The 26,477-nt window shown below is 69.9% G+C and carries 30 protein-coding genes; 16 read left to right on the top strand and 14 right to left on the bottom strand.

From position 1 onward, the window contains the following. Positions 1 to 9 precede the first annotated feature (9 nt). The 3 genes from MRBLWH11_RS00150 to erm all read left to right on the top strand — a co-directional run bounded on the left by MRBLWH11_RS00150 (position 10) and on the right by erm (position 2,818). Positions 10 to 1,212 (top strand): histidine kinase, encoded by a 1,203-nt coding sequence (locus MRBLWH11_RS00150; RefSeq protein WP_341946276.1) that lies wholly within the window; start codon positions 10 to 12, stop codon positions 1,210 to 1,212. Then, entirely contained in the window at positions 1,209 to 1,811 is a 603-nt protein-coding gene (locus MRBLWH11_RS00145) for a response regulator transcription factor (protein ID WP_116634397.1), read from the top strand. Before MRBLWH11_RS00150 ends, MRBLWH11_RS00145 begins: the two co-directional genes overlap by 4 nt. A gap of 239 nt (positions 1,812 to 2,050) precedes the next feature. Next, on the top strand, positions 2,051 to 2,818 hold the full coding sequence (erm, locus tag MRBLWH11_RS00140) for a 23S ribosomal RNA methyltransferase Erm (RefSeq protein WP_116634398.1): 768 nt from the start codon (positions 2,051 to 2,053) through the stop codon (positions 2,816 to 2,818). A gap of 37 nt (positions 2,819 to 2,855) precedes the next feature. Here the strand turns inward: erm and MRBLWH11_RS00135 are convergent, their stop codons facing one another. Beyond that, positions 2,856 to 3,668 (bottom strand): alpha/beta hydrolase, encoded by an 813-nt coding sequence (locus tag MRBLWH11_RS00135; protein WP_116634399.1) that lies wholly within the window; start codon positions 3,666 to 3,668, stop codon positions 2,856 to 2,858. Between the two features lie 19 nt (positions 3,669 to 3,687). Then, positions 3,688 to 4,938: a hypothetical protein gene (locus tag MRBLWH11_RS00130; RefSeq protein ID WP_341946275.1), complete on the bottom strand. Its 1,251-nt coding sequence runs from the start codon at positions 4,936 to 4,938 to the stop codon at positions 3,688 to 3,690. A gap of 92 nt (positions 4,939 to 5,030) precedes the next feature. Between MRBLWH11_RS00130 and MRBLWH11_RS00125 the strand changes: the two genes are divergently transcribed. The 3 genes from MRBLWH11_RS00125 to thrC all read left to right on the top strand — a co-directional run bounded on the left by MRBLWH11_RS00125 (position 5,031) and on the right by thrC (position 7,994). Beyond that, a complete protein-coding gene (locus MRBLWH11_RS00125) occupies positions 5,031 to 5,960 on the top strand; it encodes a LysR family transcriptional regulator (protein ID WP_341946274.1) in 930 nt (309 codons plus the stop codon). A 53-nt stretch (positions 5,961 to 6,013) separates the two neighbouring features. Next, entirely contained in the window at positions 6,014 to 6,508 is a 495-nt protein-coding gene (locus tag MRBLWH11_RS00120) for a methylated-DNA--[protein]-cysteine S-methyltransferase (RefSeq protein WP_341946273.1), read from the top strand. 82 nt (positions 6,509 to 6,590) lie between these two features. Then, positions 6,591 to 7,994 carry a threonine synthase gene (gene thrC / locus MRBLWH11_RS00115; RefSeq protein WP_341946272.1) on the top strand — a complete coding sequence of 468 codons (1,404 nt, stop codon included), beginning with the start codon at positions 6,591 to 6,593 and terminating at the stop codon, positions 7,992 to 7,994. A gap of 24 nt (positions 7,995 to 8,018) precedes the next feature. On the opposite strand, the gene MRBLWH11_RS00110 is transcribed toward thrC, so the two are convergent. From MRBLWH11_RS00110 to MRBLWH11_RS00085, 6 genes are all read right to left on the bottom strand, one after another. Beyond that, complete coding sequence (locus tag MRBLWH11_RS00110) at positions 8,019 to 8,429, bottom strand: VOC family protein (RefSeq protein WP_116634403.1); 411 nt, start codon at positions 8,427 to 8,429, stop codon at positions 8,019 to 8,021. Positions 8,430 to 8,522: 93 nt separating this feature from the next. After that, complete coding sequence (locus MRBLWH11_RS00105) at positions 8,523 to 8,789, bottom strand: thioredoxin family protein (RefSeq protein WP_116634404.1); 267 nt, start codon at positions 8,787 to 8,789, stop codon at positions 8,523 to 8,525. A gap of 91 nt (positions 8,790 to 8,880) precedes the next feature. Then, positions 8,881 to 9,279, bottom strand: a complete 399-nt coding sequence (locus MRBLWH11_RS00100; RefSeq protein ID WP_341946271.1) for a DUF1801 domain-containing protein — start codon at positions 9,277 to 9,279, stop codon at positions 8,881 to 8,883. Positions 9,280 to 9,281: 2 nt separating this feature from the next. Further along, entirely contained in the window at positions 9,282 to 9,641 is a 360-nt protein-coding gene (locus MRBLWH11_RS00095; RefSeq protein ID WP_341946270.1) for a hypothetical protein, read from the bottom strand. A 107-nt stretch (positions 9,642 to 9,748) separates the two neighbouring features. Continuing rightward, positions 9,749 to 10,759, bottom strand: a complete 1,011-nt coding sequence (locus MRBLWH11_RS00090; RefSeq protein ID WP_341946269.1) for an FUSC family protein — start codon at positions 10,757 to 10,759, stop codon at positions 9,749 to 9,751. Between the two features lie 29 nt (positions 10,760 to 10,788). After that, positions 10,789 to 11,529, bottom strand: coding sequence for an NAD(P)H-binding protein (locus MRBLWH11_RS00085; RefSeq protein WP_341946268.1), 741 nt, complete (start codon positions 11,527 to 11,529; stop codon positions 10,789 to 10,791). Between the two features lie 107 nt (positions 11,530 to 11,636). On the opposite strand from MRBLWH11_RS00085, the gene sigJ reads away from it, so the two are divergent. The 3 genes from sigJ to MRBLWH11_RS00070 are packed head-to-tail and all read left to right on the top strand — an operon-like array spanning position 11,637 to position 15,395. Beyond that, the gene (gene sigJ / locus MRBLWH11_RS00080; protein WP_341946267.1) at positions 11,637 to 12,518 is read left to right on the top strand and encodes an RNA polymerase sigma factor SigJ; all 882 of its coding nucleotides are present in this window, start codon (positions 11,637 to 11,639) and stop codon (positions 12,516 to 12,518) included. A 25-nt stretch (positions 12,519 to 12,543) separates the two neighbouring features. After that, positions 12,544 to 13,884, top strand: a complete 1,341-nt coding sequence (locus MRBLWH11_RS00075; protein WP_341946266.1) for a M20/M25/M40 family metallo-hydrolase — start codon at positions 12,544 to 12,546, stop codon at positions 13,882 to 13,884. A 50-nt stretch (positions 13,885 to 13,934) separates the two neighbouring features. Then, positions 13,935 to 15,395, top strand: coding sequence for an MFS transporter (locus tag MRBLWH11_RS00070; RefSeq protein WP_341946265.1), 1,461 nt, complete (start codon positions 13,935 to 13,937; stop codon positions 15,393 to 15,395). Between the two features lie 81 nt (positions 15,396 to 15,476). Here the strand turns inward: MRBLWH11_RS00070 and MRBLWH11_RS00065 are convergent, their stop codons facing one another. The 3 genes from MRBLWH11_RS00065 to MRBLWH11_RS00055 all read right to left on the bottom strand — a co-directional run bounded on the left by MRBLWH11_RS00065 (position 15,477) and on the right by MRBLWH11_RS00055 (position 18,187). Then, on the bottom strand, positions 15,477 to 16,706 hold the full coding sequence (locus MRBLWH11_RS00065) for an RtcB family protein (protein WP_341946264.1): 1,230 nt from the start codon (positions 16,704 to 16,706) through the stop codon (positions 15,477 to 15,479). 275 nt (positions 16,707 to 16,981) lie between these two features. Then, entirely contained in the window at positions 16,982 to 17,386 is a 405-nt protein-coding gene (locus MRBLWH11_RS00060) for a VOC family protein (RefSeq protein ID WP_341946263.1), read from the bottom strand. Between the two features lie 33 nt (positions 17,387 to 17,419). After that, positions 17,420 to 18,187 carry a siderophore-interacting protein gene (locus MRBLWH11_RS00055; RefSeq protein WP_341946262.1) on the bottom strand — a complete coding sequence of 256 codons (768 nt, stop codon included), beginning with the start codon at positions 18,185 to 18,187 and terminating at the stop codon, positions 17,420 to 17,422. Positions 18,188 to 18,290: 103 nt separating this feature from the next. Between MRBLWH11_RS00055 and MRBLWH11_RS00050 the strand changes: the two genes are divergently transcribed. From MRBLWH11_RS00050 to MRBLWH11_RS00035, 4 genes are all read left to right on the top strand, one after another. Next, entirely contained in the window at positions 18,291 to 19,280 is a 990-nt protein-coding gene (locus MRBLWH11_RS00050; RefSeq protein WP_341946261.1) for an ABC transporter substrate-binding protein, read from the top strand. 90 nt (positions 19,281 to 19,370) lie between these two features. Continuing rightward, the gene (locus MRBLWH11_RS00045; RefSeq protein ID WP_341946260.1) at positions 19,371 to 20,357 is read left to right on the top strand and encodes an iron chelate uptake ABC transporter family permease subunit; all 987 of its coding nucleotides are present in this window, start codon (positions 19,371 to 19,373) and stop codon (positions 20,355 to 20,357) included. Further along, entirely contained in the window at positions 20,350 to 21,393 is a 1,044-nt protein-coding gene (locus tag MRBLWH11_RS00040) for an iron chelate uptake ABC transporter family permease subunit (RefSeq protein WP_341946259.1), read from the top strand. Before MRBLWH11_RS00045 ends, MRBLWH11_RS00040 begins: the two co-directional genes overlap by 8 nt. Beyond that, positions 21,390 to 22,145, top strand: a complete 756-nt coding sequence (locus tag MRBLWH11_RS00035; protein ID WP_116634418.1) for an ATP-binding cassette domain-containing protein — start codon at positions 21,390 to 21,392, stop codon at positions 22,143 to 22,145. The genes MRBLWH11_RS00040 and MRBLWH11_RS00035 overlap by 4 nt, the downstream gene beginning before the upstream one ends. A gap of 16 nt (positions 22,146 to 22,161) precedes the next feature. Here the strand turns inward: MRBLWH11_RS00035 and MRBLWH11_RS00030 are convergent, their stop codons facing one another. The 3 genes from MRBLWH11_RS00030 to MRBLWH11_RS00020 all read right to left on the bottom strand — a co-directional run bounded on the left by MRBLWH11_RS00030 (position 22,162) and on the right by MRBLWH11_RS00020 (position 24,153). Continuing rightward, a complete protein-coding gene (locus MRBLWH11_RS00030) occupies positions 22,162 to 22,359 on the bottom strand; it encodes a hypothetical protein (RefSeq protein ID WP_116634419.1) in 198 nt (65 codons plus the stop codon). A gap of 38 nt (positions 22,360 to 22,397) precedes the next feature. Then, complete coding sequence (locus MRBLWH11_RS00025; protein WP_116634420.1) at positions 22,398 to 23,357, bottom strand: DNA-3-methyladenine glycosylase 2 family protein; 960 nt, start codon at positions 23,355 to 23,357, stop codon at positions 22,398 to 22,400. A gap of 76 nt (positions 23,358 to 23,433) precedes the next feature. Beyond that, the gene (locus MRBLWH11_RS00020) at positions 23,434 to 24,153 is read right to left on the bottom strand and encodes a winged helix-turn-helix domain-containing protein (RefSeq protein ID WP_116634421.1); all 720 of its coding nucleotides are present in this window, start codon (positions 24,151 to 24,153) and stop codon (positions 23,434 to 23,436) included. A 328-nt stretch (positions 24,154 to 24,481) separates the two neighbouring features. Between MRBLWH11_RS00020 and MRBLWH11_RS00015 the strand changes: the two genes are divergently transcribed. From MRBLWH11_RS00015 to sbcD, 3 genes are all read left to right on the top strand, one after another. Then, entirely contained in the window at positions 24,482 to 24,790 is a 309-nt protein-coding gene (locus MRBLWH11_RS00015; RefSeq protein ID WP_116634422.1) for a GNAT family N-acetyltransferase, read from the top strand. A gap of 51 nt (positions 24,791 to 24,841) precedes the next feature. Beyond that, positions 24,842 to 25,309 (top strand): DIP1984 family protein, encoded by a 468-nt coding sequence (locus tag MRBLWH11_RS00010; protein WP_116634423.1) that lies wholly within the window; start codon positions 24,842 to 24,844, stop codon positions 25,307 to 25,309. A gap of 258 nt (positions 25,310 to 25,567) precedes the next feature. Then, positions 25,568 to 26,477: exonuclease subunit SbcD (gene sbcD, locus MRBLWH11_RS00005; RefSeq protein WP_341946258.1), on the top strand; the 910-nt coding region annotated here is incomplete at its 3' end.

Below are 26,477 nucleotides of genomic sequence, written 5' to 3'. Positions count from 1 at the left end.
CGTGAGAGCGTGAGCAGCCGCATCGAGCCCCTCGCCCCCGCCGTTCCGACCCCGGGGGCGGTCTCGCTGACGCGCGGCGTCACGGTCACCTGGTGGTACACGGCGGGCGCCGTGCTGTTCATCGAACTCACGGTCGTCGCCACCGCGACCGCCTTCGTCGGGGCGACGGACCTCAGCGGCATAGCGCTGCTCATCGCCGCGGTCAGCGGACTCCTGTGGTTGGCCTCGACCCTCCTGCTGCTGTTGGACTATCGGCGCCGACTCGACGCGCGACCGGGGGTCCCCTGGGGGCGGCTGTGGCTGCCGCTGCTCGCCGCCGTGGCGTTCGGGCTCGTCGTGGGGCTGCTCGGTCACAGCTGGCAGCTCGCCGTCATGCCCCTCGCGCAGTCGATCGTGCTCTTGAACTGGCCCAGCGGCGTGCGCTTCCGGGTCGTCCTCGCGGCGACCCTACTGCTGGTGGGACTCAGCGTCGTCGATTCCGCGGCGGCATCCGTCGACGCCTTCCTTCCCCGGTGGCTGCCGGTGATCGTGATCTCGCTGCTCCCGTTCATGACGGTCAGCTCGCTGTGGTTCTGGGACGTCATGGTGACTCTGGACCGCGCCCGTGCATCGGAGGCGCGCCTCGCGGCGACGCAGGAACGGCTGCGCGTGGCGACCGATGTGCACGACCTGCAGGGGCACCACCTCCAGGTCATCGCGCTGCAGCTGGAGCTCGCGGAGCGGCTGCTGCCGCGCGATCCGGATGCCGGCATGGAACAGCTCCGTGCCGCGCGGGTCAGCGTCGACGAGGCGCGCCAGGGCACGAGGGACCTCGCGACCCGGTACCGGTCCGTCCCGCTGAGCGATGAGCTCGCCAACGCCCGAGACCTCCTGCGCGCCGCCGGCCTCGAGGTCGAGGCGGTGATCGATCCGGATGCCGCCGCCGCACCGGCATCCGCTCTCGGGCCGGTGATCCGGGAGACGACGACGAACGTGCTGCGGCACGGCGGTGGACGCCGTGCGCGTCTCGCCCTGACCCGGACGGTGGATGCCTGGCGGTACGAGATCGCCAACGACGCGGTGCAGGGCGCCCGGTTCGGCGACGACGGCTCCGGCCTGGACGGTGTCCGTCGTCGGATCGACGACGTGCACGGCACGCTCGAGATCCACGCCGACGCGGAGGAGTTCGTGGTCGTGGTGACCGTGCCGTCGAACGCGGAGGAGGCTCGATGATCCGCGTGCTGCTCGCCGACGACGAGGGGATGATCCGGTCGGCGCTCGCGGCGCTGCTGCGCCTGGAGGAGGACATCGAGGTCGTCGCCGAGTGCGAGGACGGCGAGCAGGCGGTCGCCGAGGCGCTGCGCCTGCAGCCCGACGTCTGCCTGCTCGACCTCGAGATGCCGGGCCTCGACGGCGTGCAGGTCGCCGAGCGTCTGAATCGGGCGATCGCGACGCGCTGCGTCGTCGTCACCCGTCACGCGCGGCCCGGCGTGCTGCGTCGCGCGCTGGCATCCGGCGTCGCGGGGTTCCTGCCCAAGTCCCGCGGTGCCGACGAGGTCGCGGCCGTCATCCGGCGGGTGGCAGCGGGCGCGCGCTACGTCGACCCGGAGATCGCGGCGGATGCGCTGAGCGACGAGCGCTCGCCGCTGACCGATCGCGAGCTGGACGTGCTGCGTGCCGGACGGCGGGGGGAGACGACCGGACAGATCGCCCGTGCCCTCGCGCTCGCGCCGGGCACGGTCCGCAACCACATCTCGGTGATCCTCGGAAAGCTGCACGTCGGCACCCGACAGCAGGCCGTGCTGATCGCCGAGGAGCGCGGCTGGATCTGACTGGAGCCGCGTCCTGGAGGTCGCTAGGCTGTCGGCCATGGGAACAATATGCTTCGCGCCCGTGATGGGGCGCACCCTCGTGTTCCGCGACCGCCGCGCCTGACGGCGCGCTCGCTCGCACGCATCTGCGCGCCGTCCATCGAGATGTCATCGCACCTCGGGACGGGCAGTCCTCTCTGACGCGTCTCCGCGTCCTTCCCTCCTTCGAGGTGCTCCGATTCTTCCTCTGGAGCGCACTCATGCCTCGTTCGATCCACGGCGGCCGACACGAACTCGGCCAGAACTTCCTCACCCATCGCCCCACCCTCGGACGCATCACGATGATCGTCCGGCGAACGTCCGGGTCGATCCTCGAACTCGGCGCCGGCGACGGCGCCCTCACCCGCTCGCTGGCGGAACTCGGACGACCGCTCACGGCGATCGACATCGACGAGCATCGGGTCCGCAGACTGAGCGGGCGCCTGCCGAGCGTGCGGGTCGAGCACGCCGACGCGACGCGCCATCCGCTCGACGCCGATGTCGTGGTCGGCAACATCCCCTTCCACCTGACGACCCCGATCCTGCGGCGGATGCTGTCGACGGGCCGGTGGCGCGACGCGGTTCTGCTGACGCAGTGGGAGGTCGCCCGCAAGCGGGCGGGCGTCGGGGGAGGCACCCTGATGACCGCCCAGTCGGCACCGTGGTTCGAGTTCTCCCTCGAAGGGCGTGTCCCGGCGTGGGGCTTCTCGCCGCAGCCCAGCGTCGACGGTGGTCTGCTGTCGATCACGCGACGCGGCTCACCGCTCGTGCCGATCGCCGAGCGTCGCGCGTACGAGGGGTTCGTCCGGTCGATGTTCACGGCGCGCGGGGCGACCCTCGACGCGGTCGTGGCCTCGGCGGCTCGCGTGTCGAGGGCCCAGGCACGGCAGGCGCTGACGGCCGCCGGCGCATCGGACCGGCGTCTCCCGCGCGATCTCGGACCGGAGCAGTGGTCGGGGCTCTGGCGGTGGTTCGCGCGGTCGGCGTGAGGAAAGGGGGTGCGTCCGAGGCGCACCCCCTTTCCGATCACCGGGTCTCGAGCACTGCTCGCAGCCGTGCGGCGAACTCCGCGGGGTGGTCGACGAAGCCCGTGTGATCGCCCGGGAACCTCGTCGGCTCGACGTCGAGGTGCGCGCCGAGCGCCGTCGTGGTGCGCTCGCACAGCTGACCGACCGACTCCTCGCCGATGCCGAGCACGAAGCTCACGTCTGCGCGCCGCAGCGCGTCGAGATCGGGCTGCCAGCCGACGCTGCCGAGGTACTCGCGCTCGAACCAGAAGCGCTCGTCGGCGAGGCTCTGCGGATCGGCATCCCCGCCGAACCACTGCACGAGCACCTCCTCCGGCATGACGATGTTCGCCTGCGCGAAGAACATCCGCCACGCGCCCAGGCGATCCCCGCCGAGAGCGAGCGCGATGAGGTCCTCAGCGGTCTGCAGCTGGGCCTCGTGATCGGGCAGCAGGCGCAGCAGGGGCGGTTCATGGGCGATCACGACTTCGACGAGGTCCGGTCGGTCCTGCGCGAGGGCGAGCACGGTGACGGCACCTCCGCTCGATCCGAGGACCGTCGCGGGTCCGCGACCGACATGCTCGATCAGGGCGGCGAGATCCGCCGCCCGCACGGCAGGACTCGACTCGCGTGTCGGGTCGGCCACCGTGCTGCGCTTGATCCCGCGGGGATCGGCGGTGAGCACCGTGTGATCGGCGCCCAGCTCGTCCGCGAAAGGGGCGAACGCGTCGGCATCCATCGGGGAGCCGATCAGCGCGATGAGCGGACCCTCCCCGCGCACCTCGTAGTGGAGGCGTGCGTCGGGGCGGTCGAGGGTCGAGGTGGTGTTCATGGGTGTCTCCTTCTCTCGGTCACTGCTTCTGGGGTACGGCGGTGGTCAGGGGCGTCGACGATGACGTCGAGCGGATGCCGCGACAGCGGCGAATCACGGACGGCGCGGCGATCGCCAGGAGGACCGCGAGCCCGGCGGGCAGCAGCATCGCGACGGGCAGAGAGGCCGCGGCGGCGAGGAATCCGATCAGGGCGGGGCCGAGGAGCCCGCCGCCGTAGCTGATCATCGTGACGACAGAGAGCTTCTGGGCGGTCTCGCCGCGCTCAGCCAGGGTGCCGATCACGATCGGCCAGATCAGGGCGGTCCCGGCCCCCGCGAGCGCCCAGCCGGAGACGGCGACGATCACGGCGACGGGCCTGCCCGGCACCAGGCCCGCGGTGAGCACGGCGGCATAGCCGATCGCGGCGAGCCCGCTGGTGAGGCGGACCGTGCGCAGCGGCCCGAGCCGGCGGCGGAGCGCGTCGCCGCCGAAGCGCATCACGGTCATCGCCGCGAAGAAGACGCCGTAGACCAGAGAACCGGTCGCCGGATCCGCGCCGAGGATGCGGGTCGTGTGCACACCCGCCCAGTCGGTCGCGGCACCTTCGGTGAGAAAGGCGGCCGCCCCCACCATGCCCAGGGCGACGAGATGGCCCGGCCGGAGCGGTGCAGCGCCGGCATCTCCCGCATCGCCGTCGACGGAAGGGACGAGCGCGGACGCCGGAGCAGCACCGGACGCCGTCGGCAGCCTGCGCAGCCGCATCCCCACCAGAGCGGATGCCGTCACCAGGAGCCCCGCGCCTCCGGAGATCGCGAGGCGACTGTCGAGGCCCGCGTGCAGAGCGGCGGCGAGCAGCAGCCCGCCGCCCGCGGCGCCGAGCGTCCAGAAGCCGTGCATGCGGGCGATCACCGGCCGCCCCATCGCCGTCTCCACCGCCATCGCCTGGGTGCTGAGCGCGATGTTCGTCGCACCGCAGCCGAGTCCGAACATCCCGGCCGCCAGGAGCAGCACGGGAAGGGACGGCGCCATGCCCGCCAGCAGGAGGGCACCGCCGGCGCATGGCAGTGCCGCGGCCAGCATCCGCCCGGCCGAACCGGAGAAGCGGCCCGCGGCCCGCATCGCCAGCAGCGCGAAGCCCGCGACGACGAGCAGCATGACGCCGATGGCCGCCGGTCCGAGGTCGAGGCGCGCGTCGAGCGCGGGGAGACCTGCGCCCCAGACCGCTGTCATCAGACCGGTCAGCCCGTGGCAGAGGGTGATGAGTCGGCGGCGGGAGCGGAGGATGTCCATGGCTCCAGGGTGCGCCGGCACCGGCCGCCATCTCCAACACCCTTTTGCGCGCGATTGACGCGTTCCTGTTGTGAATCCGGTATAACGAGACCATGGCCGATGAGCTCGAGCTGCGCCTGCTGCGCCACTTCGTCACGGTGGCGGAGGAGCTGCACTTCCGTCGTGCCGCCGAACGGCTGTTCATCGCCCAGCAGGCCTTGAGCCGCGACATCCGGCGGCTGGAGGATCGGGTCGGCACCCCGCTGCTCACCCGCTCCACCCGCAGCGTCGAACTGACGGATGCCGGGCGACGGCTGCTGCCGCGTGCGAAGGAGATGCTGGCGCTGCACGACCTCGCGCTGCGCGAGCTCCGTGACGATGAACCCCTCGTGGTCGACGTCGTGGACGCGGAACTGACCCCGGCTCTGGTGCTGGAGGCCGTGCGGAGCCGAGCGTCGGGCAGCGAGTTCATCGCCCGGTTCGGTCAGCGCGGGGACGGGGGCCGAGGCTCGTCGGCAGACGTCGTCTTCGATCGCGTGCGGCGTCCGTCGCCCGAGGTGTCGTCTCAGCTGGTCCGCTTCGAACCGCTCGCGGTGCTCGTGCCGGAGGGGCATCCGCTGGCGGATCGGGACGCCGTCGCCTTCGAGGATCTGCGCGGCACGCGCGTCTGCTCGCGTGCCGGCGGGCACGTGACAGAGGGGTGGATCGACGCGACCGCGCAGCTGCTGGCACCGTTCGGCATAGACCCGGCGATCGGCCACCCCGTGGTGGCGGGAGGGGAGGAGCTCGCGCAGCATCTGCGGCTGCGCAGCGCTCCCGTGCTCGCTCTCGCCTCCCAGCATCCGGTCGAGGGGGCCGTCCTCCTTCCGGTGGTCGACCCGATCCCGCTCTTCCCCTGGGCGATGTCGTGGCGCAGTGATCTCGACCACCCGGGGCTCGACGAGCTGCGCGAGGCCGCTCGTCGGCTCACGGAGACCCGGGGGTGGCTCGATGTTCCGGCGGGCGCGTGGCTGCCCTCGCCCGAGAGCCGATCCGCGGGGTGAGCCACACGTCGGGAGTGCGACGTCAGGTCCGTGGCGCGGAGTAGCCTCGGCTCATGGTCGCTTTCGGAACGCTCGCCACCCCGGTGGGCGTGATCGGCGTCGTCAGCGACGGCGCCGCGATCACTCGCGTCGGCTGGCGCGCCCCCGCTCCCGAAGGAAGCGGATCCGGACCGGATCCGCTGCTGAGCGAAGCGCTCGCCCAGTTGCGCGCCTACTTCGCCGGCGAGTTGACGACGTTCGATCTGCCGATCGATCTCGGCGCGCAGACGGCGACCACGCACGCCGTGCTCACGGCGCTGCACGAGACCGTCGGCTACGGCACGCCGGTGACGTACGGTCAGCTCGCCGCGCGCAGCGGCACCGACGTGCCCGCGCGGGGGATCGGCTCGATCATGGGAGCGAACCCGATCCCGATCATCGTGCCGTGCCATCGGGTCGTCGCCGGCGACGGCCTCGGCGGGTACTCGGGCGGCAACCCGGGCGAGGGACTCGCCACGAAGCGATGGCTGCTGGAACTCGAGGGCGCGCTGCCCGCCTCCCTGTTCTGATCCGGTCCTCGTCATCCCGTCATCTCGGCCCACCGCGGCCTGAGAGAATGGAGGCGCCGAGTCCCGATCCCGAGGAGCCAACGTGCAGTTCATCTCCACCCGCGGCGGCATGCAGCCGCAGTCGTTCAGCGAGACGCTGCTGGAGGGCCTCGCGCCCGACGGAGGACTCGCCGTTCCCGAGGTGATCCCGACGGTCGACGGCGAGACGCTCGAGCGCTGGCGCGCGCTCACGTATCCGCAGCTCGCGACCGAGGTGCTGGGACTGTTCGCCACCGACATCCCGCGTGCCGACCTCGCCCGGATGACGGCCGACGCGTACGCGGACTTCCCGGCCGGCGTCGTCCCGCTGCGCGCGATCGACGGCGACCTCACGCTGGTCGGACTCTCCGAGGGGCCGACGCTGGCCTTCAAGGACATGGCGATGCAGTTCCTCGGCCAGGTGCTCGAGTACACGCTGGAGCGCCAGGACGCCGTGCTCAACATCCTCGGCGCCACCTCCGGCGACACCGGCTCGGCTGCCGAGCACGCCCTGCGCGGCAAGGAGCGCGTCGCGGTGTTCATGCTCTCGCCGCAGGGGCGGATGAGCGCGTTCCAGCGCGCGCAGATGTTCTCGCTCGACGACGCGAACGTGCACAACATCGCGGTCGAGGGCGTCTTCGACGACTGCCAGAATCTCGTCAAGCACCTCGCGGGCGACCTCGTGTTCAAGCGCGCTCAGCACCTCGGCGCGGTGAACTCCATCAACCTCGGGCGGATCGCCGCGCAGGTCGTGTACTACTTCTGGGCCTGGCTGCGGGCGACGGATGCCGGGGGCTGGACCGAGCTCTCGTTCACGGTTCCGTCCGGCAACTTCGGGAACATCCTCTCCGGGTTCTACGCCAAGCAGATGGGGCTCCCTGTCCGTCGGCTCGTCCTGGCCGCGAACGAGAACAACGTGCTCGACGAGTTCTTCCGGACCGGTATCTACCGTCCGCGCAGCGCGGAGCAGACGCTGGCCACCTCCAGCCCGTCGATGGACATCTCGAAGGCGTCGAACCTCGAGCGGTTCATCTTCGAGCTCGTCGGTCGTGATGCCTCACGGGTCGTCGGCGCCTGGCGCGACCTCGAGGAGCAGGGCTTCTTCGACTTCTCCGCCGAGCTGTCCCGTTTCGCCTCGGAGTTCGGCATCGTGAGCGGCACATCGACCCACGACGACCGGCTCGCGACGATCCGCTCCGTCTACGAGACCACGGGCGAGATCATCGATCCGCACACGGCCGACGGCGTCCGCATCGCCCGGGAGTACCTCGAGCCCGGTGTGCCGATGCTCGTGCTGGAGACCGCGAAGCCCGAGAAGTTCGCGGAGACGATCCACGAGGCCATCGGCGTCGAGCTCGCCTACGCTCCCGAGCTGCGCGAGATGCTCGATGCTCCGCAGCATGTGACCGAGATGGCGGACGACGAGCACGTGCTCCGCGCCTTCATCGCGGAGAACGCGCTGCACTGAGTCGGCGGGCGCGGAGCGCCTCGGTCACTCCGGGTTGCCGTGCAGCATCCAGGCGATGCCGAAGCGGTCGACGAGCATGCCGAACGTGCCGCCCCAGGGCGGGACATCCAGTGGCATGGTGATCGTCGCGCCGTCGGACAGCCTGTCCCACACCTGCTGCGTGACCTGCTGCGTGTTGCCGCTCAGCGACACCGATATGCCCTGCGGCTTCTCGTACGTCATGCCGTCGGGAGTGTCCGACGCCATGAGCACCAGCCCCTCGGGTGTCGTCAGCTGGCCGTGCATGACCAGGTCCTTCTGACTCGGGTCCTGCACCATGTCGGGGAAGTCCCCGAACACGCTGATGTCGAGCTCCCCGCCGAGGACGCTCTGATAGAACTCGAGCGCGTCGCGCGCATCGGTGCGGAAGGACAGATACGGGTTGAGATCGGGCATGGACGACTCCAAGGATGTGCGGGACGGAGCCCGGATCGGCATCGATGCACGACAGTCTGCGCCGGGTCGGGGTCGTCCGCAAGGGGTCCTGTGTCAGGTCGGCAGCGCCTTGACCGCCGCGGTCAGAACCTGCGGGACCGTGGGCACGCCCTCGGCGCGGAAGACCTCGACGCCGGCGCCGTCCCGGATGATGACGGTGGGCGTGAAGCGGATGTCGAGCGCTTCCGCGGCATCCGGCTCGAGAGCGACGTCGATCTCCGTGACCGTGGCGTCCGGAAGGAACCGGACGGCATCGGCGAGCACCGAGCGGGTGCGCGAACACGCGCCACAGAACGACGAGGAGACCAGGGTCAGCTCCATCCGCACCTCCTCGGGACCATGCCTGTTCCTCGGATGCAACCGCCGGCGATCGTCGCCTGTTCCCTGAGGGGCCGGCGCGCCTCGACCGCGTTCAGAACTCGGTGCGCTTGACGAGGCCGCGATTGGTGCGGATGTGCTCGTAGTCCCACTGGATCTCGCGAGCCGCCGACAGCCAGACGCCCAGTGCTTCGACGTCGATGTCGTCGGCGCCCCGGTAACGCACCTCTGCGGCCTCGAACGAACCCGACGGTGCGAGTCCCTCGACGTCGAACGACTGCCCGCTCCAGAACATCAGCCGCACGGCGTCCTTCAGGCGGTCGTAGCCGACGATCGGGTTGCCGTCGAGGAACCAGACGGGATGCGCATGCCAGACCTTCGCGGCCGCTTCGGGGAGCCCTCGGTCGATCTCCGCCGCCAGCAGGCCGCAGATCTCCCGATCCTCGGGCGCGAGCTTTCGGTGGTAATCGAGTACGTCGTCGGGGAGAGACATCGTCAGCCTCTGTCCAGCCCGAAGGTGTGCTTCACGAGTGCGCGGACGTCTCGGTCGAGCCCGTCGATGCGGGAGTCGATGGCATCGAATCGGGAGTTCACCGAGTCGAATTGGGAGTTCACCGAGTCGAATTGGGAGTTCACCGAGTCGAATCGGGAGTTGACGGAGTCGAAGCGGGAGTTGACGGACTCGAACTTCCAGTCGACAGCGTCGAACCGGCCGATCACCTCTCCGCGCAACCCGCTGATCTCCGCCCGGAGAATGCGGATGAAGAGCGTCGACACGATCGTGAGCATGCCGAACATGAGAGCGATGACGGCACCGATCATGGTCCAGGTCTGAGGTTCGGTCAAGGCGGGCACGCTCCCATTCTGTTCGGACGATGCCATCCTGCCAAGGGGTTGCGTGTTGCGGCAGCGGTTGGGGACAAGCCGTATCCCGCAGGCTCTGGGGAGGAGAACTGACGCTCTCAGCGGCTCTCGGGCATCACCCGCGGATGCAGCAGGCCGGATGCCGCGCCCAGCACCGCCCCGACGAGTGTGTCGACGATGCGTTCTCCGGCGACGTCCATCGCGCCGATCTCCCCGGTCGCGGCTCCCGTGAGGAGCAGGACGAGCGGTGTGATGAACACCAGCGCCAGGGCGTAGTGGCGCACCACGACGAGCTCGATCAGGAACTGCAGCGCGGCCAGGAGGAGTGCGAGCCGGAGTCCGGACGGATGCAACAGGGCGAGAGCCGCGTAGACGCCGGCCCCGACGACGGTGCCGAGCATACGATGCAACCCGCGCTGGAATGCCGCGCCTCGGGCCGCGGCGACACCGATGACCGCGACCGCCGAACCGACGACCCAGTAGGTGCGAGCAGGGTCGATCACGAGTCCGAGGAGCACGCCGACGACCGCGACGATGGCGACGCGCAGCAGGAGCACGCGGGATCCGGCGTCGAGCGCGGGCCCGGGAAGCAGCGCGTTCAGCCGTCGTGCGGTCTTGGCGCGTGCTCTCGCCGACAGCAGCGGGGTCAGGGCGACGGCGTACGAGAAGGCGCACCCCGCGGCGAGCGCGGTGACATACACGAGAGGTGACACGTCCGAGGCCGCCACCACGTGCGCGGAGAGCCCGAAGACCAGCACGAAGAACAGCGGTCCCGGCGGGCCGAGACGGAAGCCGAAGGCGAGCCCGGCGGAGGCGACCGCCACGACGATGACACCGGCGCTCACCAGCCACGGGCTCTCTGCGACGAGAACGCCGAGCACCGCGCTGAGCATGAGACCGGCCGCGATCAGCGGAAGCGCTCGTGCCCGATCGACGGTCGGCGCCGAGCCGAGGTACAGCACGGTGAACGCACCGCTCGCGGCGATGTATCCGAGGGCCGGCTGACCGAGAAGGGCCATCACGGCGATCGGAACCCCGATGCCCAGCGCGGCCTGCAGCGCGAGCGGCCACCGGGGACCGCGCGATGGCGCGAAGGTGAAGAGACTCACCCCTCCATTGTCGTCGCGCCCGGCATCCGTCAGCGCGCGGCGAGCCACTCCTCGAAGGTCTGTCGACCCAGAACGGCATCCGGCCCGGGGAGGGCGGCCCCGGCGCGCATGCCGGCCATCTGCGGCCCCGGCACGTTCAGCGCCGGGATCCATCCGCGATAGCCCTGTCCGCGCGCATAGGCGCGGATCATGTCGGCGAGCTGCTCCTCGCGCGGACCCGCGATGTCCGCCACCCTCCCCCGTGGCTCGTCGACGGCGAGGGCGGCCAGGCGCTCGCCGACCTCGCGAGCGGCGATGGGCTGGGTGCGGGCCCTCGGGGCGATGTGGAGGTGGCCGACCTTCGCCCGCGCGAACAGCTGCGCCGCGAACTCGTGGAACTGCGTCGCACGCTGGATCGTCCACGGCACCCGTGACGCCTCGATCACCTTCTCCTGCGCGACCTTCCCCGCGTAGTAGTCGTAGGGGATGCGATCGATGCCGACGATCGAGAGGAGCACGACGTGCGAGACGCCGGCGTCCGCGGCGGCCGAGACGAGATTCCCCGTCGCGGCGGTGAAGAACTCGATCGCCTCCGCGGCCTTGAGCGTCTCGACGCTCGCGACATCGATGACCGCATCCACACCCGTGAGGGCGGCGTACAGGCCGCTCCCGGTCACGAGATCGACCCCGTGCGAGCGGCTGAGCACGACGGCGTCGTGGCCGGCTGCCCGCACCGCCTCGACGGTATGCCTGCCGACGACTCCGGTTCCTCCTGCGACGGCGATCTTCATGACGGACTCTCCTCGATACGGGCTCATACTCCTTCGACGACGCGGGCACCGGAAACGTGAGGCGCCCGTGTCGACGGATGCTCTGATCCGGGACAGGATAGAGGGCGATGGACGATATCGACGCGCTGGAGTCCGAGCGCCGCAACCTCCTCGCCCTCGCGTACCGCATGCTCGGCACCGTGGCCGACGCCGAGGACGCGGTGCAGGAGACGTATGTGCGCTGGTACCGCCTGTCCGGGGACGAGCGCGCCGAGATCCTCAACCCGGCGGCCTGGCTCACGCGCGTCGCCGGGCGCGTCTGCCTCGACGTCCTCGGATCAGCGCGGGTGCGACGCGAGAGCTACGTCGGTCCATGGCTTCCCGAACCGCTCCCGCGCAGCTCCCCGCTCGTGGCCTCCGCCCCACTCGATCCGCTCGAGCGCGTCACGCTCGATGAGTCCGTGAGCATGGCGCTGCTGGTGGTGCTGGAGTCGCTCACGCCGGCGGAGCGGGTCTCGTTCGTGCTGCACGACGTGTTCGGCGTGCCGTTCGCCGAGATCGCCGAGACGGTCGGCCGCAGCCAGGACGCGGTCCGCCAGCTCGCCTCGCAGGGGCGACGGCGCGTACGGGATCGTCGAGCCGGGATGGCCACACGAGAGCAGCACGACGCCGTGGCGCGCGCTTTCCTCGAGGCATCGGCGACCGGAGAGCTGGAGCGGCTCATCGCCCTGCTCGATCCCGACGTCGTGCTGCGGTCCGACGGCGGCGGCAAGATGTCCGCAGCGCGGCGTCCCGTGGTCGGCCCGGACCGGGTCGCGCGGTTCCTGCTCGGCATCCCGCATCTCAATCCGGGGATCGAGCTCACCCCCACGGAGACGCCCGACGGCATCGCGCTGCTGGCCACGCTGAACGGCCGCACCGATTCGGTCGTGTCCTTCGCCGTCGCCTGCGATCGCATCACCGAGATCTTCATCGTCCGCAACCCCGACAAGCTCACGCAGTGGCAGTGACGGGGCGCTCGCTACGATGGCGACTGTGACCACAGCGACCGTGCGCCCGGGCATCGCCGACCGGCTCTCGCAGATGATCCGGCTGCCCACGGTGTCGGCCGAGCTCGAGGAACGCGGCTCCGGCCCGTTCGAGGATTTCGTCGCCCTGATCGCCGAGCTGTATCCGCTCACGCACGAGACGCTGCGGCTGGAGCGGCACACGGACTTCGGGCTCCTGTTCCACTGGGCGGGGCGCGGCGCAGCATCCGACGGCCCCCTCGTGCTGATGGCGCACTACGACGTCGTCCCCGTCGACGAGAGCGACGACTGGTCGCACCCGCCCTTCGCCGGGGTGATCGCCGACGGCTCCGTCCACGGTCGCGGCGCGCTGGACGACAAGGGTCCGCTGATCGTGGTGCTGGAGGCCGTCGAGAACCTCCTCGCCGATGGATTCGTCCCGGCGCGCGACGTCTATCTCTCGTTCGGCGGCAATGAGGAGACGTACGGGCGGGCGGCGGAGGAGATCGCACGTGTGCTGCGCGAGCGCGGGATCGTCCCCTGGCTCGTCGTCGACGAAGGCGGAGCGGTGGTGGATGCGCCGCTGCCGTTCGTGCCGGGGCGGGCGGCGATGATCGGCGTCGGGGAGAAGGGCGTGATGACCGTGCGGCTGTCGGCCCGGGGCGATGGCGGGCACGCCTCGGCGCCTCCCTCGCTGACGGCCGTTCGGCGTATCGCCCGCGCCGTCGACCGACTCGGACCTTCCACGTTCCGGCCGCACGCGTCGTCGGCGATCCGGCGGATGCTGACGCAGCTGGCTGCGCAGACGCCCGGCCCCGCCCGCCACCTGCTGCGTCTGCTCGGCGCGGCGCCGCTGCTGACCGCCCGGCTCTTCGCCGCGCTCGGAGGCGAACCTGCGGCTCTCGTGCGCACCACCGTCGCACCGACGATGCAGTCCGGCGGCACGGCGGCGAACGTGCTTCCGTCGCAGGCATCCGCCACCGTGAACCTCCGTATCGCGCTGGGGGAGACGACGAGTCAGACGGTGTTCCGCGTGCGACGCCGCATCCGCGACCCGCTCGTCGCCGTCGAGGTTGTCGAGGCGAGCGAGCCGTCCCCGGAGTCACCGACCGACAACGCGCAGTTCGCGCTCCTCGCGTCGGCCCTCGAGGTCTCCCACCCGGGCGTCCCCGCCGTGCCGTACGTGATGATGGCCGCGACGGATTCACGGCATCTGCATCGGTTCTCGCCGGCGGTCTACCGCTTCGCGCCGCTGGAGATGTCGAACGCGCAGCGGGCGTCGATCCACGGGGTCGACGAGAGCGTCGAGATCGCCGCCCTGGAGCGCGGGGAGCGATTCCATCGCGCTCTCCTCGAGCAGCTACAGTGATCTCACCCGCCCCTCGATCTGCTCGGGGCTAGAGAGAAGCAGGAGACGCGATGACGCGCACCCGCACGCTGGGAACCCTCGCCGTCGTCGTCGGCTTCCTCGCCTTCGTGGAGTTCACCAGCGGTGTGCTGCAGGGCTACTACACGCCGATGCTCAGCGACATCGCCCGTCACCTGGGCATCCACGACGCCGACGTGAACTGGCTCGAGGGAGCGCAGCTCATGCTGTCGGCCCTCGTCGTCCCCGCGTTCGCGAAGCTCGGCGACATGGTCGGCCACAAGCGGATGCTGTTGATCTCGACGGCCCTCACGGCCGCGGCGGCGCTCGTGCTGCCGTTCACCGACTCGTTCGGCGTCTTCCTCGCGGCCTGGGCGCTCATGGGGTTCTACGTCGTGTGGCTCCCGCTGGAGATCGCCCTCATCTGGTCGCGGTCGCGTCGGATGGAGGGGCGCTCGTCGATCACGGCGAAGGCCGCGGGACTCCTCGTGGCCGCTCTCGAAGGCGGCGCGATCATCGGCGCCCTCGTGGGTGGAGCGCTCATCGACGTGCTCCCGCTCACCGTCGTGCTGCTGGTTCCGGCGGTGCTCATCGTGGTCTGCTTCTTCGTGATCCTGTTCGGAGTGAAGGAGTCGCCCGATCCGACCGGCGGCATCTTCGACACCGTCGGTCTCGTTCTCATCTCGCTGGCGCTCGTGTGCTTCACCGGCGGACTCAGCCTTCTGCGCCTCGAGGGCGGCCTCGCGAACCCCTGGTCCTGGGCCGTGGTCGTCGCCGGGCTTCTGCTGGTCATCCCCTTCGTGCTCTGGGAGCTGCGGTGCGATGACCCGCTGATCGACGTGCGCATGTTCCGGTCGCCGGCGCTCGGCCCGGTGTTCCTGACCGCCGGGCTCTTCGGGGTGAGCGTGCTGGGTGCACAGGCTCCGCTGTCGACCTTCGCGCGCACCGATCCGACGGTGTACGGCTACGGGCTCGGCACGACCGGATTCGCGACGTCGCTCATCATCGGCGTCTACCTCATCGCCATGATCACCGGTGCCCTGCTCTTCCCGACGATCGCGCGACGGATGTCGCCGCGCCTCACGCTGATGGGGGCGTCCGTGCTGGTGGGCATCGGTTTCCTGCTGTTCCTGCCCTTCCACCATGAGTACGCCCAGGTGATCACGAACATGGTGATCGTCGGACTCGGTTCCGGCGCTCTGGTCGCGGCGCTCCCGGCGGCCGCGGCATCCGCTGCGCCTGCGTCGCAGACCGGTGTCGCGACCGGGCTGACCAATTCGGTGAAGACGGTGGGTGGGGCGATCGCATCGTGCGTCTTCGGCATCGCCTTGCTGAACGGGGTCGCGAGCACGGCCGGTGCCACGGAAGGAACGGCGGGGTCGCTCGCCGGCTACTTCACGGTCTGGGTCGTGTGCGGTGTCACCGCGCTCGCGGCCGCCGTGCTGCTCGTCTTCGTCCCGAAGGCGGCGTTCACGGATCGGTCGGTGGAGACCGAGGCGGCACCGGCGGTCTGACGTCGGCCGCGCCGGAGGCGAAGCTCCCTGGCGGAATTCGGAGAAGGGGCGGACGGAGATTGCTCCGCCCGCCCCCTCCGGTCAGTCGCCCTTCACGTTGACGAGCTGCCGCAGCGTGTGCCGGATCGACACGAGGCTCGCGGCATCCGCCATCACCTGGTCGATCGGCTTGTACGCCTGCGGGATCTCGTCGATGAAGGCGTCCGTGTCACGGAACTCGATCCCGGTCATCGCCTCCCGCAGCTGTTCGTGCGTGAACGTCTTCCGTGCCGTCGACCGGGAGAACTCCCGCCCGGCGCCGTGCGGCGACGAGTTCAGCGACTGCGGGTCGCCGAGCCCCTCGACCACATACGAAGCGGTGCCCATCGAGCCGGGGATGAGTCCGGGCCGACCGGCATCCGCCTGGATCGCACCCTTCCGCGACACCCACACCTGCTTGCCGAAGTGCTTCTCCGACTCGGTGAAGTTGTGGTGGCAGTTGATCCTCTCCTGCTCGTCGACAGCCGTCCCGAGGAACTCGGACACCTGCCGCGCGACGCGGTCCATCATCTCCTCCCGGTTCAGCAGGGCGAAGTGCTGGGCCCACCGCAGCTCTCGGATGTACCGGGTGAACTCGGGTGTTCCCTCGACGAGGTAGGCCAGGTCGGGGTCGGGGAGGTCGATCCACCATCCCCACGCCTCCTCCACCCATCGCTGCGCGCTGCGCGGAGCCTCTGGCGCGTGGGCCCGCTCCGCCCATAGCCGCTGCGCGACCGAGATGTGCTTCATGGCGATCTTGTTGCCGATGCCCCGGGATCCCGAGTGCAGGAACAGCCAGACCCGGTCCCGCTCGTCGACAGACACCTCGATGAAGTGGTTGCCCGATCCGAGCGTGCCCAGCTGCAGGCGCCAGTTCCCGGCGTACTGCGCGGGGTCGAACCCGTTCTTCTCGGCCAGTGCCTCGAGCTCCGCGATGCGGGGCTCGGCGGTCGTGACGACCTTGTTGTTGTACCGGCCGGCCGAGAGCGGGATGGCGCGTTCGATCTGCTCCCGGAGCTCCGCGAGCTCACGACCTTCGAGGTCGCCTCTCGTGAACTGGGTGCGGACCGCGATCATGCCGCAGCCGATGTCGACACCGACGGCGGCAGGGATGATCGCGCCGAGCGTCGGGATGACCGAGCCGACCGTCGCCCCCTTGCCGAGGTGCGCATCCGGCATCAGCGCCAGGTGCGGGTGGATGAACGGCATGCGTGCCGTGGTGTGCGCCTGCGCGAGTGTCTTCTCGTCGATCAGCGACGCCCACGACAGCAGCCGTGCGGAGAGCCTCTCCATGATTCCTTTCCTTGTGGTGGTGTGCAGCCACAGGTCAGGGGGTCTCTCCACAGAAAACGCCCCGGACCTGACGGTGCGGGGCGTTGCGAGAGCGGATGCTGTCACACGGCGCGCGCCGGAGGGTACGACTCGTGACGGTCGTTGCGCTTCGGCTGAAGCGCCTCGACCGTGGCGAAGGGGAGTTTCCGCAGAGCGGTCATCCTGTCGTCTCCTCGGCTGGCGTGCTGCGCCGGTCGGCACAGCTTTCCGAGACTAGGGGGCGACACGCCCGGGCGTCAAGCCTGCTCGCGCGGAGGGTTGTACATGAACTCGATGCGGATGCCGTCGGCGTCCTCGACGAACGAGGCGTAGTAGCGATCGGAGTAGCGGGGGTACTCCTTGGGGTCGCGCACGGCGGTCCACCCCGCGTCCAGCGCCAGGGCGTGCAGGCGATCGACCGCGTCCCGCGAGTCCATCGCCCAAGCGAGATGCTGCCACCCGACGCGACCGTGCCGGTGCGGACCGGAGTCCTCATCCCACGTGTAGAGGATGATCTCGGTCTCGTCGCCGTTGTTCCACGAGATCGAGTGGTCGTCTTCGCCGCCGCTGCGGTAGCCGAGCGCCGTGAGGACCGGATGGAACTGCGCCCGGCCGCGCTCGAGGTCGTCGACGGTGATGCCCAGGTGATCGAGAAGAGCCATGCCGCCAGTCTTCCAGGGACCGCGGACGTCGCACTAGTGCGGGGCGTGGTACTCGGCCTCGCCCCGCTTCCAGTAGCCCTTCACGACGGCGTGCGACGCATCGACGCCCCACCGTTCGAGGAGCGCTCGACACGGCTTCACGATCGACTGCTCGGCGGCGATGAAGACGAACGGATCCTCGCCGACGGCGTGTTCGGCGGTCAGTGACTCGAGGAACGCGATGAGCGCCGAGCCGGAGGGGGCGTCGCCGCGGTGGAGCCACTCGATGTCGACGGGCGAGTCGATCTCGACCTCGCGGCCCGCGGAGACGGTCTCGATCACGAGGCGTGCCGGAGCGCCGACCGGGATGAGCGCCGCGAACCGGCGGATCGCGGGGATGGCCGTCTCGTCGCCGACGAGCAGCCAGGAGCCGGGCGTGCCGACCAGGACAGCGGATCCGCGCGGACCCCCGACACCGACCGACGAGCCGAGCGGAGCCTTCGCCGCCCAGGGCGCCGCGACCCCCGCATCGCCGTGCACGGCGAACTCGACGTCCAGCCAGTCCTCGCCCCATGCCAGCGGGGTGTACTCGCGACTGGGGGCGGCGCGCAGCTCCTCGACCGAGCCCGTGGGGCCGGCGGGGAAGAACAGGCGCATGTGGTCGTCCGAGCCGGGGGAGTCGAATCCCGCGAGATCGGACCCGGTCAACCGCACCCGCACGAAGTCCGGGGCGAGCCACTCACGGGCGCTCAGGGTGACGTTTCGGAAGCGCAGATCGAGGCCGCGACGCTCGATCGAGAAGCCGGATTTCGTATCGCTCATAAAGTAAGGCTAACCTAAACACGGCGAAGGAAAGGTCACCCTAACTTCGCCCGTCCGGCGCCCCGACGCGTGCGCGCAGATCCCGCAGAACAGGAGTCTCTCCATGTCCGTGCCCAGAACTCTCACCGCCACGAGCCTCGGCCTCGTCGGCCTTCTCGCTCTCGCAGGCTGCGCCTCGGGGGCAGCCGCCGAGCCCGAGGAGACACAAGCCGCACCGGCATCCGTCACGATCGAGGACAACACGGGCGAGCATGAGATCGCGACCCCGCCGGCATCCGTCGTCGCGCTTGACAACCGCACCTTCCAGACCCTGTCCGATTGGGGAGTGGAGCTCTCCGCCGGTGCCGTGGCGCTCATGCCGGACACCGTCTCCTATGTGAAGGACGACGCGATCGTCGACATCGGCCTGCACAGCGAGCCGAACCTCGAGGCCGTCGTGGCCGTCGAGCCCGACCTGATCATCAGCGGCCAGCGCTTCACCCAGCACAACGCGGCGATCGCCGACCTCGTGCCGGATGCCACCATCATCGACCTCGAGCCGCGCGAGGGAGAGCCCTTCGACGAGGAGCTCAAGCGGCAGATCACCGTCCTCGGCGAGATCTTCGGAAAGCAGGACGAGGCGAAGAAGCTGGTCGACGAGTTCGACGCCGCCGTGGAGCGCGCCAAGGCCGCTTATGACGACGCCGACACCGTCATGGCCGTCAACACCTCGGGCGGCGAGATCGGCTATCTCGCGCCCACCGTCGGCCGCTCGCTCGGCCCGGTGTACGACATCCTCGGTCTCACCCCCGCGCTCGAGGTCGACGATGCCACCGACGACCACCAGGGCGATGAGATCTCCGTCGAGGCGATCGCCGCGTCGAACCCTGACTGGATCCTGGTCCTCGACCGCGACGCCGTGTTCGCGGCCGAGACGCCCGACTACGTGCAGGCGGCCGAGATCCTCGAGAGCTCCGAGGCGCTCGCCGGCGTCACCGCGGTGAAGGACGAGCAGATCGTCTACATGCCCACGGACACCTACCTGAACGAGGGTATCCAGACGTACACGACGTTCTTCAACGACCTCGCCGACGCCCTCGAGGGCGCCAAGTAGCAGTCGCCGGTCGTCGAGCGCCCTTCGTCTCGCTCCGCTCGCTCAGGACCCGCGGAGCGAGACGAAGGGCAACAACCAGGGAACCTCCTCATGACCTCTGTCGGCCTCGCCGCGCCGCCCCGCAACGCCGGGCGGCTCTTCGACGTGAAGCTGCTGATCGGCGTTCTCGCGGTCGCCGTCCTGCTCGTCATCTCGCTGTTCACCGGCGTCTACGACATCGCGGGCGCCGGCGACGGTGCCGAGATGTTCCAGATCACACGCGTCCCCCGCACGATCGCCCTCGTGCTCGCCGGCGCAGCCATGGCCATGGCGGGACTCGTGATGCAGCTGCTCACCCAGAACCGCTTCGTCGAGCCGACCACCACCGGCACCACCGAGTGGGCGGGACTCGGCCTTCTCGCCGTGATGGTCCTCGTGCCGCAACCCTCGCTTCCGCTGCGCATGGCGGGCGCGGTGTTCGCCGCGTTCGTCGGCACGCTCGTGTTCTTCGCCTTCCTCCGCCGCGTCGCCCTGAAGTCCTCGCTCATCGTCCCGATCGTCGGGATCATGCTCGGCGCGGTGGTCGGCGCCGTCTCGACCTACCTGGCCCTCGCGACGAACTCGCTGCAGATCATCGGGGTCTGGTTCGCCGGCAGCTTCACGTCGGTGATGCGCGGGCAGTACGAGATGCTGTGGATCGTCGCGCTCGTCGGCGTGATCGTGTTCATCGTCGCGGACCGCCTGACGATCGCGGGACTCGGCGAGGAGGTCGCCACGAATGTCGGTGTGAACTACAACCGGATCATCCTGCTCGGAACGGTGCTCATCGCCATCACCACGGGAGTCGTCACGGTGGTCGTCGGCAATCTGCCCTTCCTCGGCCTCATCGTGCCGAACGTCGTCTCGATGGTCCGAGGCGATGATCTGCGCAGCAACCTCCCGTGGGTGTGTCTGCTCGGCATCGCGATCGTCACGGTCTGCGACATCATCGGCCGCACGATCATCATGCCGTTCGAGGTGCCGGTGTCCCTGATCCTCGGTGTCGTCGGCGCTGTCGTCTTCGTGCTCCTCCTGCTCAGGCAGCGTCGACGTGGCTGAGGGCCTGGTGGTCACCGCACCGGCGGGCATTCCGTCGCGATCGGCGGGAGCTTTCACGTCACCGCGCGCGCGTCGCCGCTATGTGATCGTGGTCGCCATCCTGGCCGTGCTCGCCGTCGGATCCGGGTTCGGCCTGCTCGCCTGGGGCAATCCGATGCCGCCGGGCTCCGAGGGGTTCTGGCGCATCGCGCAGCATCGGGCGACCGACGTCACCGTGATGGTGCTCGTCGCGATCGCCCAGGCGGTGGCCACGGTCAGCTTCCAGACCGTCACCAACAACCGCATCATCACACCGTCGATCATGGGCTTCGAGTCCCTGTACCGCGTCGTGCAGACCTCGACCGTGTACCTCTTCGGGGTGGCCGGAGTCGTCGCGATCCAGGGCGTCGGTCAGTTCGCGATGCAGGTCGCCATCATGGTGGGGCTGGCGGTGGCGCTCTACGGCTGGCTGCTCTCCGGACGCTACGGCAACCTGCAGATCATGCTGCTGATCGGCATCGTGATCGGAGGCGGGCTCGGGGCCGTGTCCACGTTCATGCAGCGCCTCCTCACTCCGAGCGAGTTCGACGTGCTCACCGCGCGGCTGTTCGGCAACGTGTCGAACGCCGACCCCTCGTACCTGCCGTTGGCCATCCCGCTCGTGGTGGCGGCATCCGTCCTGCTGTGGCTGCGTTCGCGACGCCTCGACCTGATGGCGCTGGGGTCGGATGCTGCGCGCTCGCTCGGTCTCGATCACCGCCGCGAACTCTTCATCGTGTTGTTCCTCGTCGCGGTGCTGATGGCCACCTCCACCGCGCTGGTCGGGCCGATGACGTTCCTCGGCTTCCTGGTCGCCACTCTCGCCTACCAGTTCGCCGACACGTACGACCACCGCCTGATCTTCCCCGTGGCGGTGCTCACGGCGTTCACGATCCTCGCCGGGGCGTACTTCGTGATGAAGAACATCTTCTACGCGCAGGGGATGGTGTCGATCCTGATCGAGCTGGTCGGCGGCACCGTGTTCCTCATCGTCATCCTCAGAAAGGGCAGGCTGTGATCGCACTCGACGGCGTCCGCCGGGACTACAGCAGCGAGGTCGCCATCGGCCCCGTCGACCTCCAGATCCCGGCCGGCGGGATCACGGCCCTCATCGGTCCGAACGGTGCGGGCAAGTCGACACTGCTCACGATGATCGGCCGTCTGAACGGGATGGATGCCGGTGCCATCGAGATCGCGGGTCTCGACGTCGCCTCGACCAAGTCGAAGGACCTGGCGAAGGTGGTGTCGATCCTCCGGCAGGAGAACCACTTCGTCACGCGACTCACGGTGCGTCAGCTCGTCGGCTTCGGGCGCTTTCCGCACTCGAAGGGGCGGCTGAACCGGGCGGATGAGGACATCATCAGTCGCGCGATCGACTTCCTGGATCTCGCTGCCCTGGAGGGGCGCTATCTCGATGAGCTCTCCGGCGGACAGCGCCAGCGCGCGTATGTCGCCATGGTTCTCGCGCAGGACACCGAGTTCGTGCTGCTCGACGAGCCGCTGAACAATCTCGACATGAAGCACGCGGTGCAGATGATGAAGCATCTGCGGCGCGCCGCCGAGGAGCTCGGGCGGACCATCGTCATCGTCCTGCATGACGTGAACTTCGCCGGGCACTACGCCGATCACATCTGCGCCATGAAGGACGGCGCGGTGGTGGAGTTCGGCGCTCCGGGGGAGATCATGACCGACGACGTGCTCACCCGCGTCTTCGAGACACCGGTGCACGTGATCGACGGGCCCTCCGGACCGCTCGCCGTCTACTACTGACGCACCCGAGCGCGACTCAGAGCTCGATGCCGTGGTCCTCGTCGTTGACACCGGCGTTGTTCCCGCGCCGCGACTCGTAGCCGAGGAACCAGCCGAGCCAGACGATCGCGGCGAGCAGCACGCCGAGCCAGACGTTCTGGAAGATCAGCCCGATGACGACGCCCAAGATCAGCAGGCCGACGGTGACGGAGACGCGGAGCGCGGTGCGGGACATGGCCTCAGCCTAGATCCTGTCCCATGGAGGGTGCCGATTCAGCGGTCGCGATGGTTCTCCGGTGCGAGGCGCGGACCGCGGCGCGGCTCCTTCACCCCGCTGGCGTAGATCAGCCGGATCACGCGCTGGCGATGGCCCGCCCACGGAGCGAGGAGCTCCAGCATCCCGTCGTCGTCGGTGCGCGCGCCGGCGAGGACGTAGCCCACCTCGTGCGCCAGATGGAAGTCGCCGACGCTCACGGCATCCGGATCGCCGAGCGCCCGGATACGGGTCTCGGCCGAGGTCCACGCGCCGACCCCCGGAAGGCTGCTGAGCACGCGGTCGCGGTCCGGTCCGGTCGATGCGGCGCGGACGGCCCGCTCGATGCTGTCGCCGCGTCGGGCCGATCGCACGATCGTCTGGGACTGCGGCGGCTCCACGCCCGCACGATGCCAGGACCAGGACGGGACGGTCCGCCAGACGGATGCCGGGGGAGGAGCGAACATCGGGCGCGGAGTGGGACCCGGCGCGCGTTCTCCGAAGCGCGACACCAGGAACCGCCAGGCGCCGAACGCCTGCACCGCCGTGACCTTCTGCTCGAGGATCGAGCCGACGAGCGCGTCGAAGATCTCATCGGTGCGCGTGAGACGGATGCCGGGATGGCGCCGGGCGACCTCGGCGATGAGCGGATGCCGCGACGCGTCGAAGCCTGTGGGATCGTCGCGCGCGCCGCACAGCTCGGGCACTCGGTCGAGTGCCACGGCGGCTCCGGCTCCCCACGCGGTGGCCCTGACCTGGCCGCCGATCGACCGCAGCGCGAGAGTCGCCGTGCCGAGCGGCGTGCGCACGGCCCGCCAGATCACGGGGCCCTCGACGACGGTCGTCGGGTCGGTTCCCCCGCGGCGCAGCACGCCGACCGTGCGACCGAGATCGAGGTCGTACGAGGGGCGATAGACCGTCTCCTGCGCCGCGCTCGCGCGCGCGGCACCGGCCGCGGCGGGATCGGCTGTCAGGGTCATGCGCCCACCCTACGCGGCGGCGCTGACACCGCCCTCACGACTGAGGTGCGACCACGGCGAATCTGCGCGACGCGGGTCAGAAGCGGTCGGGTGACGGGGTGCCGTGGCCGTACCGGATGACGACGTCGGCGTGGCGGTCGAACCGGTAGCCGATGCCGCGAACAGTGCGGACGATGTCCTCGTAGCGGCCGAGCTTGGCGCGCAGTCGACGCACGTGCACGTCGATCGTGCGCTCTCCGGGGGTCTCGTCGTCCTGCGCCTGCCAGAGGGCGGAGACGAGCTCGCTGCGCTCGATGGTGCGACCCTCGCGGAGGACGAGGTACTGCAGCAGCTCGAACTCCTTGTAGGTGAACGCGGCGGACTCGCCGTCGATGAGCACGCGCTTGCGGGAGATGTCGACGGTCACGCCCGTCTCCTCCTCGGCGATGTCCTCCTCGGCAGCTGCCTTGGTCCGGGCGATCGCGCCCGGCTCCTGCAGGGCGAGGCGGACGACGTCGAGGTCGCGACCTCCGGAGCCGTGCGGGGCGAGGGCGACCGTCGCGTGGGTCTCGGCGCCCGGTGCGAGCTCGGCCAGCGTACGGCGAAGTGCGTCGACCAGGAGCGGGAGGCTGACGCCGGCCTCGGCGGCCTTGATCTCGTCGAGCCCGACGTAGAGGGCGAAGCCGCGGGGCGAGCGGACGGCCGGGAGATCTGCGGCTGCGCCGTTCAGCGGCGCTGCGGCCTCGGACGAGGTGGGGCGGGCGGTGCGGGCCTGGGCGGAGGAGGCGGGACGCTCGAGAAGTGCGATGTTCGACATGATGATGAAGTCCTCAGGACGTGAGCCGGTGAGCGGCTCTGATGCGTTGCATGAATGACCGGCGGAGCCGGGAAGCGAGCAAGGGTGGATGCTCGGTGACTCTGAGCTCGCAGATGGCGAAGGATCAGGTCAGGCGGGGTGGCTGTTCGTTCAGCGACACATTCGGCAACACATGCCAACGCGACCGGGCATCATCATCCCGGCAGTCCCGTTCGCCTCCTGGGCGGACAAAGGGCGTGCGTTGGTGGTCATGGGGGGATTATGTCTGATCGTGTCGCCTCGTGTCAAAACGGGCTCCGTGCGCAGAAGCGGGCGTAACGTTGCTCGAATGACGATCTCGACCACTGTCGGCGGCTTCATCCTGACCGACGAGAAGGATGAATCGCGTTACACCCTCATGCGCGACGGACGGCTGGTGAGCGTGCTCGACTACCGTGACGACGGTCGGACGATCGCGCTGACCAGGGCGTTCACCATCCCGACTTTCCGCGGCCACGGCTATGCGGGGAAGGTCGTGGAGGGCGCCGTGGCCGACATCGAGTCGCGCGGCGATCGCAAGGTCGACGCCGTCTGCTGGTACGTCGCCGACTGGTTCTCGGCGAACCCGGAGCACGCCCACCTGCTGCGCTCGCGCTGACGCGCCCGAGTATTTCGTTCTGTTACGCGGCGGCCCTGCGAGGATGAAGGCATGAAACTCGCCGAGGCCCTCACCGCACGAGCCGATCTGCAGCGTCGCATCGAGCAGCTGCGCGCCCGCATCACCTCGAACGCGCGCTACCAGGAGGGCGAGGAGCCTGCGGAGGACGCGGGGGCCCTGATCGTCGAAGCGGACGCCGCGCTCACCCAGCTGCGCGACCTGATCCGTCGCATCAACGCCACGAATTCGCGCCTCGATCTCGGCCGCGACGGCACCATGACCGATGCCCTCGCCGCGCGCGACGTGCTGCGTCTCCAGCACTCCATGCTGACGGATGCCGCGGCAGCGGCATCCGGAGCGAACGACCACTTCCAGCGCCAGATGAGATCCGAGCTCCGGAAGATCTCCGCGCTCCCGGTCGCCGAGCTGCGCGCCAGAGCCGACGCGGTGGCGCAGGAGCTTCGCGAACTCGACAACCGGATCCAGCAGGCGAACTGGACGAACGAGCTGGAGGAGTAGAGCGGAAGTCGGTAGTCACGACGGAGCGGGCACAACCCCCGCCGGGAGGGGCAAGTTCCGGCACACCTGGAGGGCGGAGGGCAGCCCGGATCGCATCGCGCAGCCCCGCACGCCGCACAGGTGAAAGCGCACAGCGCACCATGCATCACCGCGTGCCGATCGTCGTGACGAGGGTGGGTCAGGGGACCTTCCGCTCTCTCCTCCGCATCTGCGGCACGCCTGGGGCCGAATGTCCGTGGTGGTTCGTAGCGTGTGAGTATGCGAATCCTGCACACCTCCGACTGGCACATCGGTCGCACGTTCCACGGTCACTCGACCATGGACGCGCTCGCCGACGTGCTGGCCGCGCTCACCGAGCAGGTGCGGGAGAACGCGGTCGACGTCGTGGTCGTCGCCGGAGACGTCTTCGACTCTGCGACGCCCTCGGGTCCCGCCTACACTCTGCTCGGCGATGCGCTGGTCGCGCTGCACGAGACGGGTGCTCGCGTGATCGTGACCAGCGGCAACCACGACTCCGCGGCCCGGCTCGGTTTCCAGGCACGGCTGCTGCGCGACGGCATCCACGTCCTGACCGATCCGCTCGCCGTCGGCGAGCCGGTCACCATCGCCGATGCCGACGGGCCGGTCAACTTCTTCGGCATCCCCTATCTCGAGCCGGCGATCGTGCGTCAGCACTGGCCGGAGGGCGACGCCGAGGGGCGTCAGCTGCGCACGCAGGCGCAGACCATGGCGCATGCGATGGATCTCGTGCGGATCGGCATGGGGCGGCACTCCGGTCGCTCGGTCGCGATCGCGCACTGCTTCGCCGCCGGCGTCGATGCGACGGTGGGGCTCGAGCGCGAGGTGCGACAGGGCGGTCTCGACGTCGTGCCGCTGAGCGTGTTCGACGGGCCCGACTACGTCGCGCTCGGCCACATCCACGGACGCCAGCAGATCAGTGAGCGCGTGCGCTACGCGGGCGCCCCGCTGCACTACAGCTTCGGCGAGCAGCACAAGCCCCGTGGCTCGTGGCTGGTCGACCTCGATGCCGATGGGCTCGCCGGTGTCGAGTGGCTGGAGCTGCCGGTGCCTCGACGGCTCGTCACGCTCACGGGTCCGCTCGAGGAGATCCTCTCGGAGGCGAACATCGCCGAGCATGTCGACGACTGGGTGTGCGCGATCTACACCG

It is taken from the genome of Microbacterium sp. LWH11-1.2, from assembly GCF_038397745.1.
Taxonomy (GTDB): Bacteria; Actinomycetota; Actinomycetes; order Actinomycetales; family Microbacteriaceae; genus Microbacterium.
The sequence above is the reverse complement of the archived record's forward strand: the minus strand, read 5'-3'. Positions and strand labels throughout refer to the sequence as shown.

Excerpts from the sequence above, each read along its gene's own strand:
- MRBLWH11_RS00145 (WP_116634397.1), top strand. The coding sequence starts at position 1,209 with ATGATCCGCGTGCTGCTCGCCGACGACGAGGGGATGATCCGGTCGGCG.
- erm (WP_116634398.1), top strand. The coding sequence starts at position 2,051 with ATGCCTCGTTCGATCCACGGCGGCCGACACGAACTCGGCCAGAACTTC.
- MRBLWH11_RS00135 (WP_116634399.1), bottom strand. The coding sequence starts at position 3,668 with ATGAACACCACCTCGACCCTCGACCGCCCCGACGCACGCCTCCACTAC.
- MRBLWH11_RS00130 (WP_341946275.1), bottom strand. The coding sequence starts at position 4,938 with ATGGACATCCTCCGCTCCCGCCGCCGACTCATCACCCTCTGCCACGGG.
- MRBLWH11_RS00125 (WP_341946274.1), top strand. The coding sequence starts at position 5,031 with ATGGCCGATGAGCTCGAGCTGCGCCTGCTGCGCCACTTCGTCACGGTG.
- MRBLWH11_RS00120 (WP_341946273.1), top strand. The coding sequence starts at position 6,014 with ATGGTCGCTTTCGGAACGCTCGCCACCCCGGTGGGCGTGATCGGCGTC.
- MRBLWH11_RS00110 (WP_116634403.1), bottom strand. The coding sequence starts at position 8,429 with ATGCCCGATCTCAACCCGTATCTGTCCTTCCGCACCGATGCGCGCGAC.
- MRBLWH11_RS00105 (WP_116634404.1), bottom strand. The coding sequence starts at position 8,789 with ATGGAGCTGACCCTGGTCTCCTCGTCGTTCTGTGGCGCGTGTTCGCGC.
- MRBLWH11_RS00100 (WP_341946271.1), bottom strand. The coding sequence starts at position 9,279 with ATGTCTCTCCCCGACGACGTACTCGATTACCACCGAAAGCTCGCGCCC.
- MRBLWH11_RS00085 (WP_341946268.1), bottom strand. The coding sequence starts at position 11,529 with ATGAAGATCGCCGTCGCAGGAGGAACCGGAGTCGTCGGCAGGCATACC.
- sigJ (WP_341946267.1), top strand. The coding sequence starts at position 11,637 with ATGGACGATATCGACGCGCTGGAGTCCGAGCGCCGCAACCTCCTCGCC.
- MRBLWH11_RS00070 (WP_341946265.1), top strand. The coding sequence starts at position 13,935 with ATGACGCGCACCCGCACGCTGGGAACCCTCGCCGTCGTCGTCGGCTTC.
- MRBLWH11_RS00065 (WP_341946264.1), bottom strand. The coding sequence starts at position 16,706 with ATGGAGAGGCTCTCCGCACGGCTGCTGTCGTGGGCGTCGCTGATCGAC.
- MRBLWH11_RS00060 (WP_341946263.1), bottom strand. The coding sequence starts at position 17,386 with ATGGCTCTTCTCGATCACCTGGGCATCACCGTCGACGACCTCGAGCGC.
- MRBLWH11_RS00055 (WP_341946262.1), bottom strand. The coding sequence starts at position 18,187 with ATGAGCGATACGAAATCCGGCTTCTCGATCGAGCGTCGCGGCCTCGAT.
- MRBLWH11_RS00050 (WP_341946261.1), top strand. The coding sequence starts at position 18,291 with ATGTCCGTGCCCAGAACTCTCACCGCCACGAGCCTCGGCCTCGTCGGC.
- MRBLWH11_RS00045 (WP_341946260.1), top strand. The coding sequence starts at position 19,371 with ATGACCTCTGTCGGCCTCGCCGCGCCGCCCCGCAACGCCGGGCGGCTC.
- MRBLWH11_RS00030 (WP_116634419.1), bottom strand. The coding sequence starts at position 22,359 with ATGTCCCGCACCGCGCTCCGCGTCTCCGTCACCGTCGGCCTGCTGATC.
- MRBLWH11_RS00025 (WP_116634420.1), bottom strand. The coding sequence starts at position 23,357 with ATGACCCTGACAGCCGATCCCGCCGCGGCCGGTGCCGCGCGCGCGAGC.
- MRBLWH11_RS00020 (WP_116634421.1), bottom strand. The coding sequence starts at position 24,153 with ATGTCGAACATCGCACTTCTCGAGCGTCCCGCCTCCTCCGCCCAGGCC.
- MRBLWH11_RS00015 (WP_116634422.1), top strand. The coding sequence starts at position 24,482 with ATGACGATCTCGACCACTGTCGGCGGCTTCATCCTGACCGACGAGAAG.
- MRBLWH11_RS00010 (WP_116634423.1), top strand. The coding sequence starts at position 24,842 with ATGAAACTCGCCGAGGCCCTCACCGCACGAGCCGATCTGCAGCGTCGC.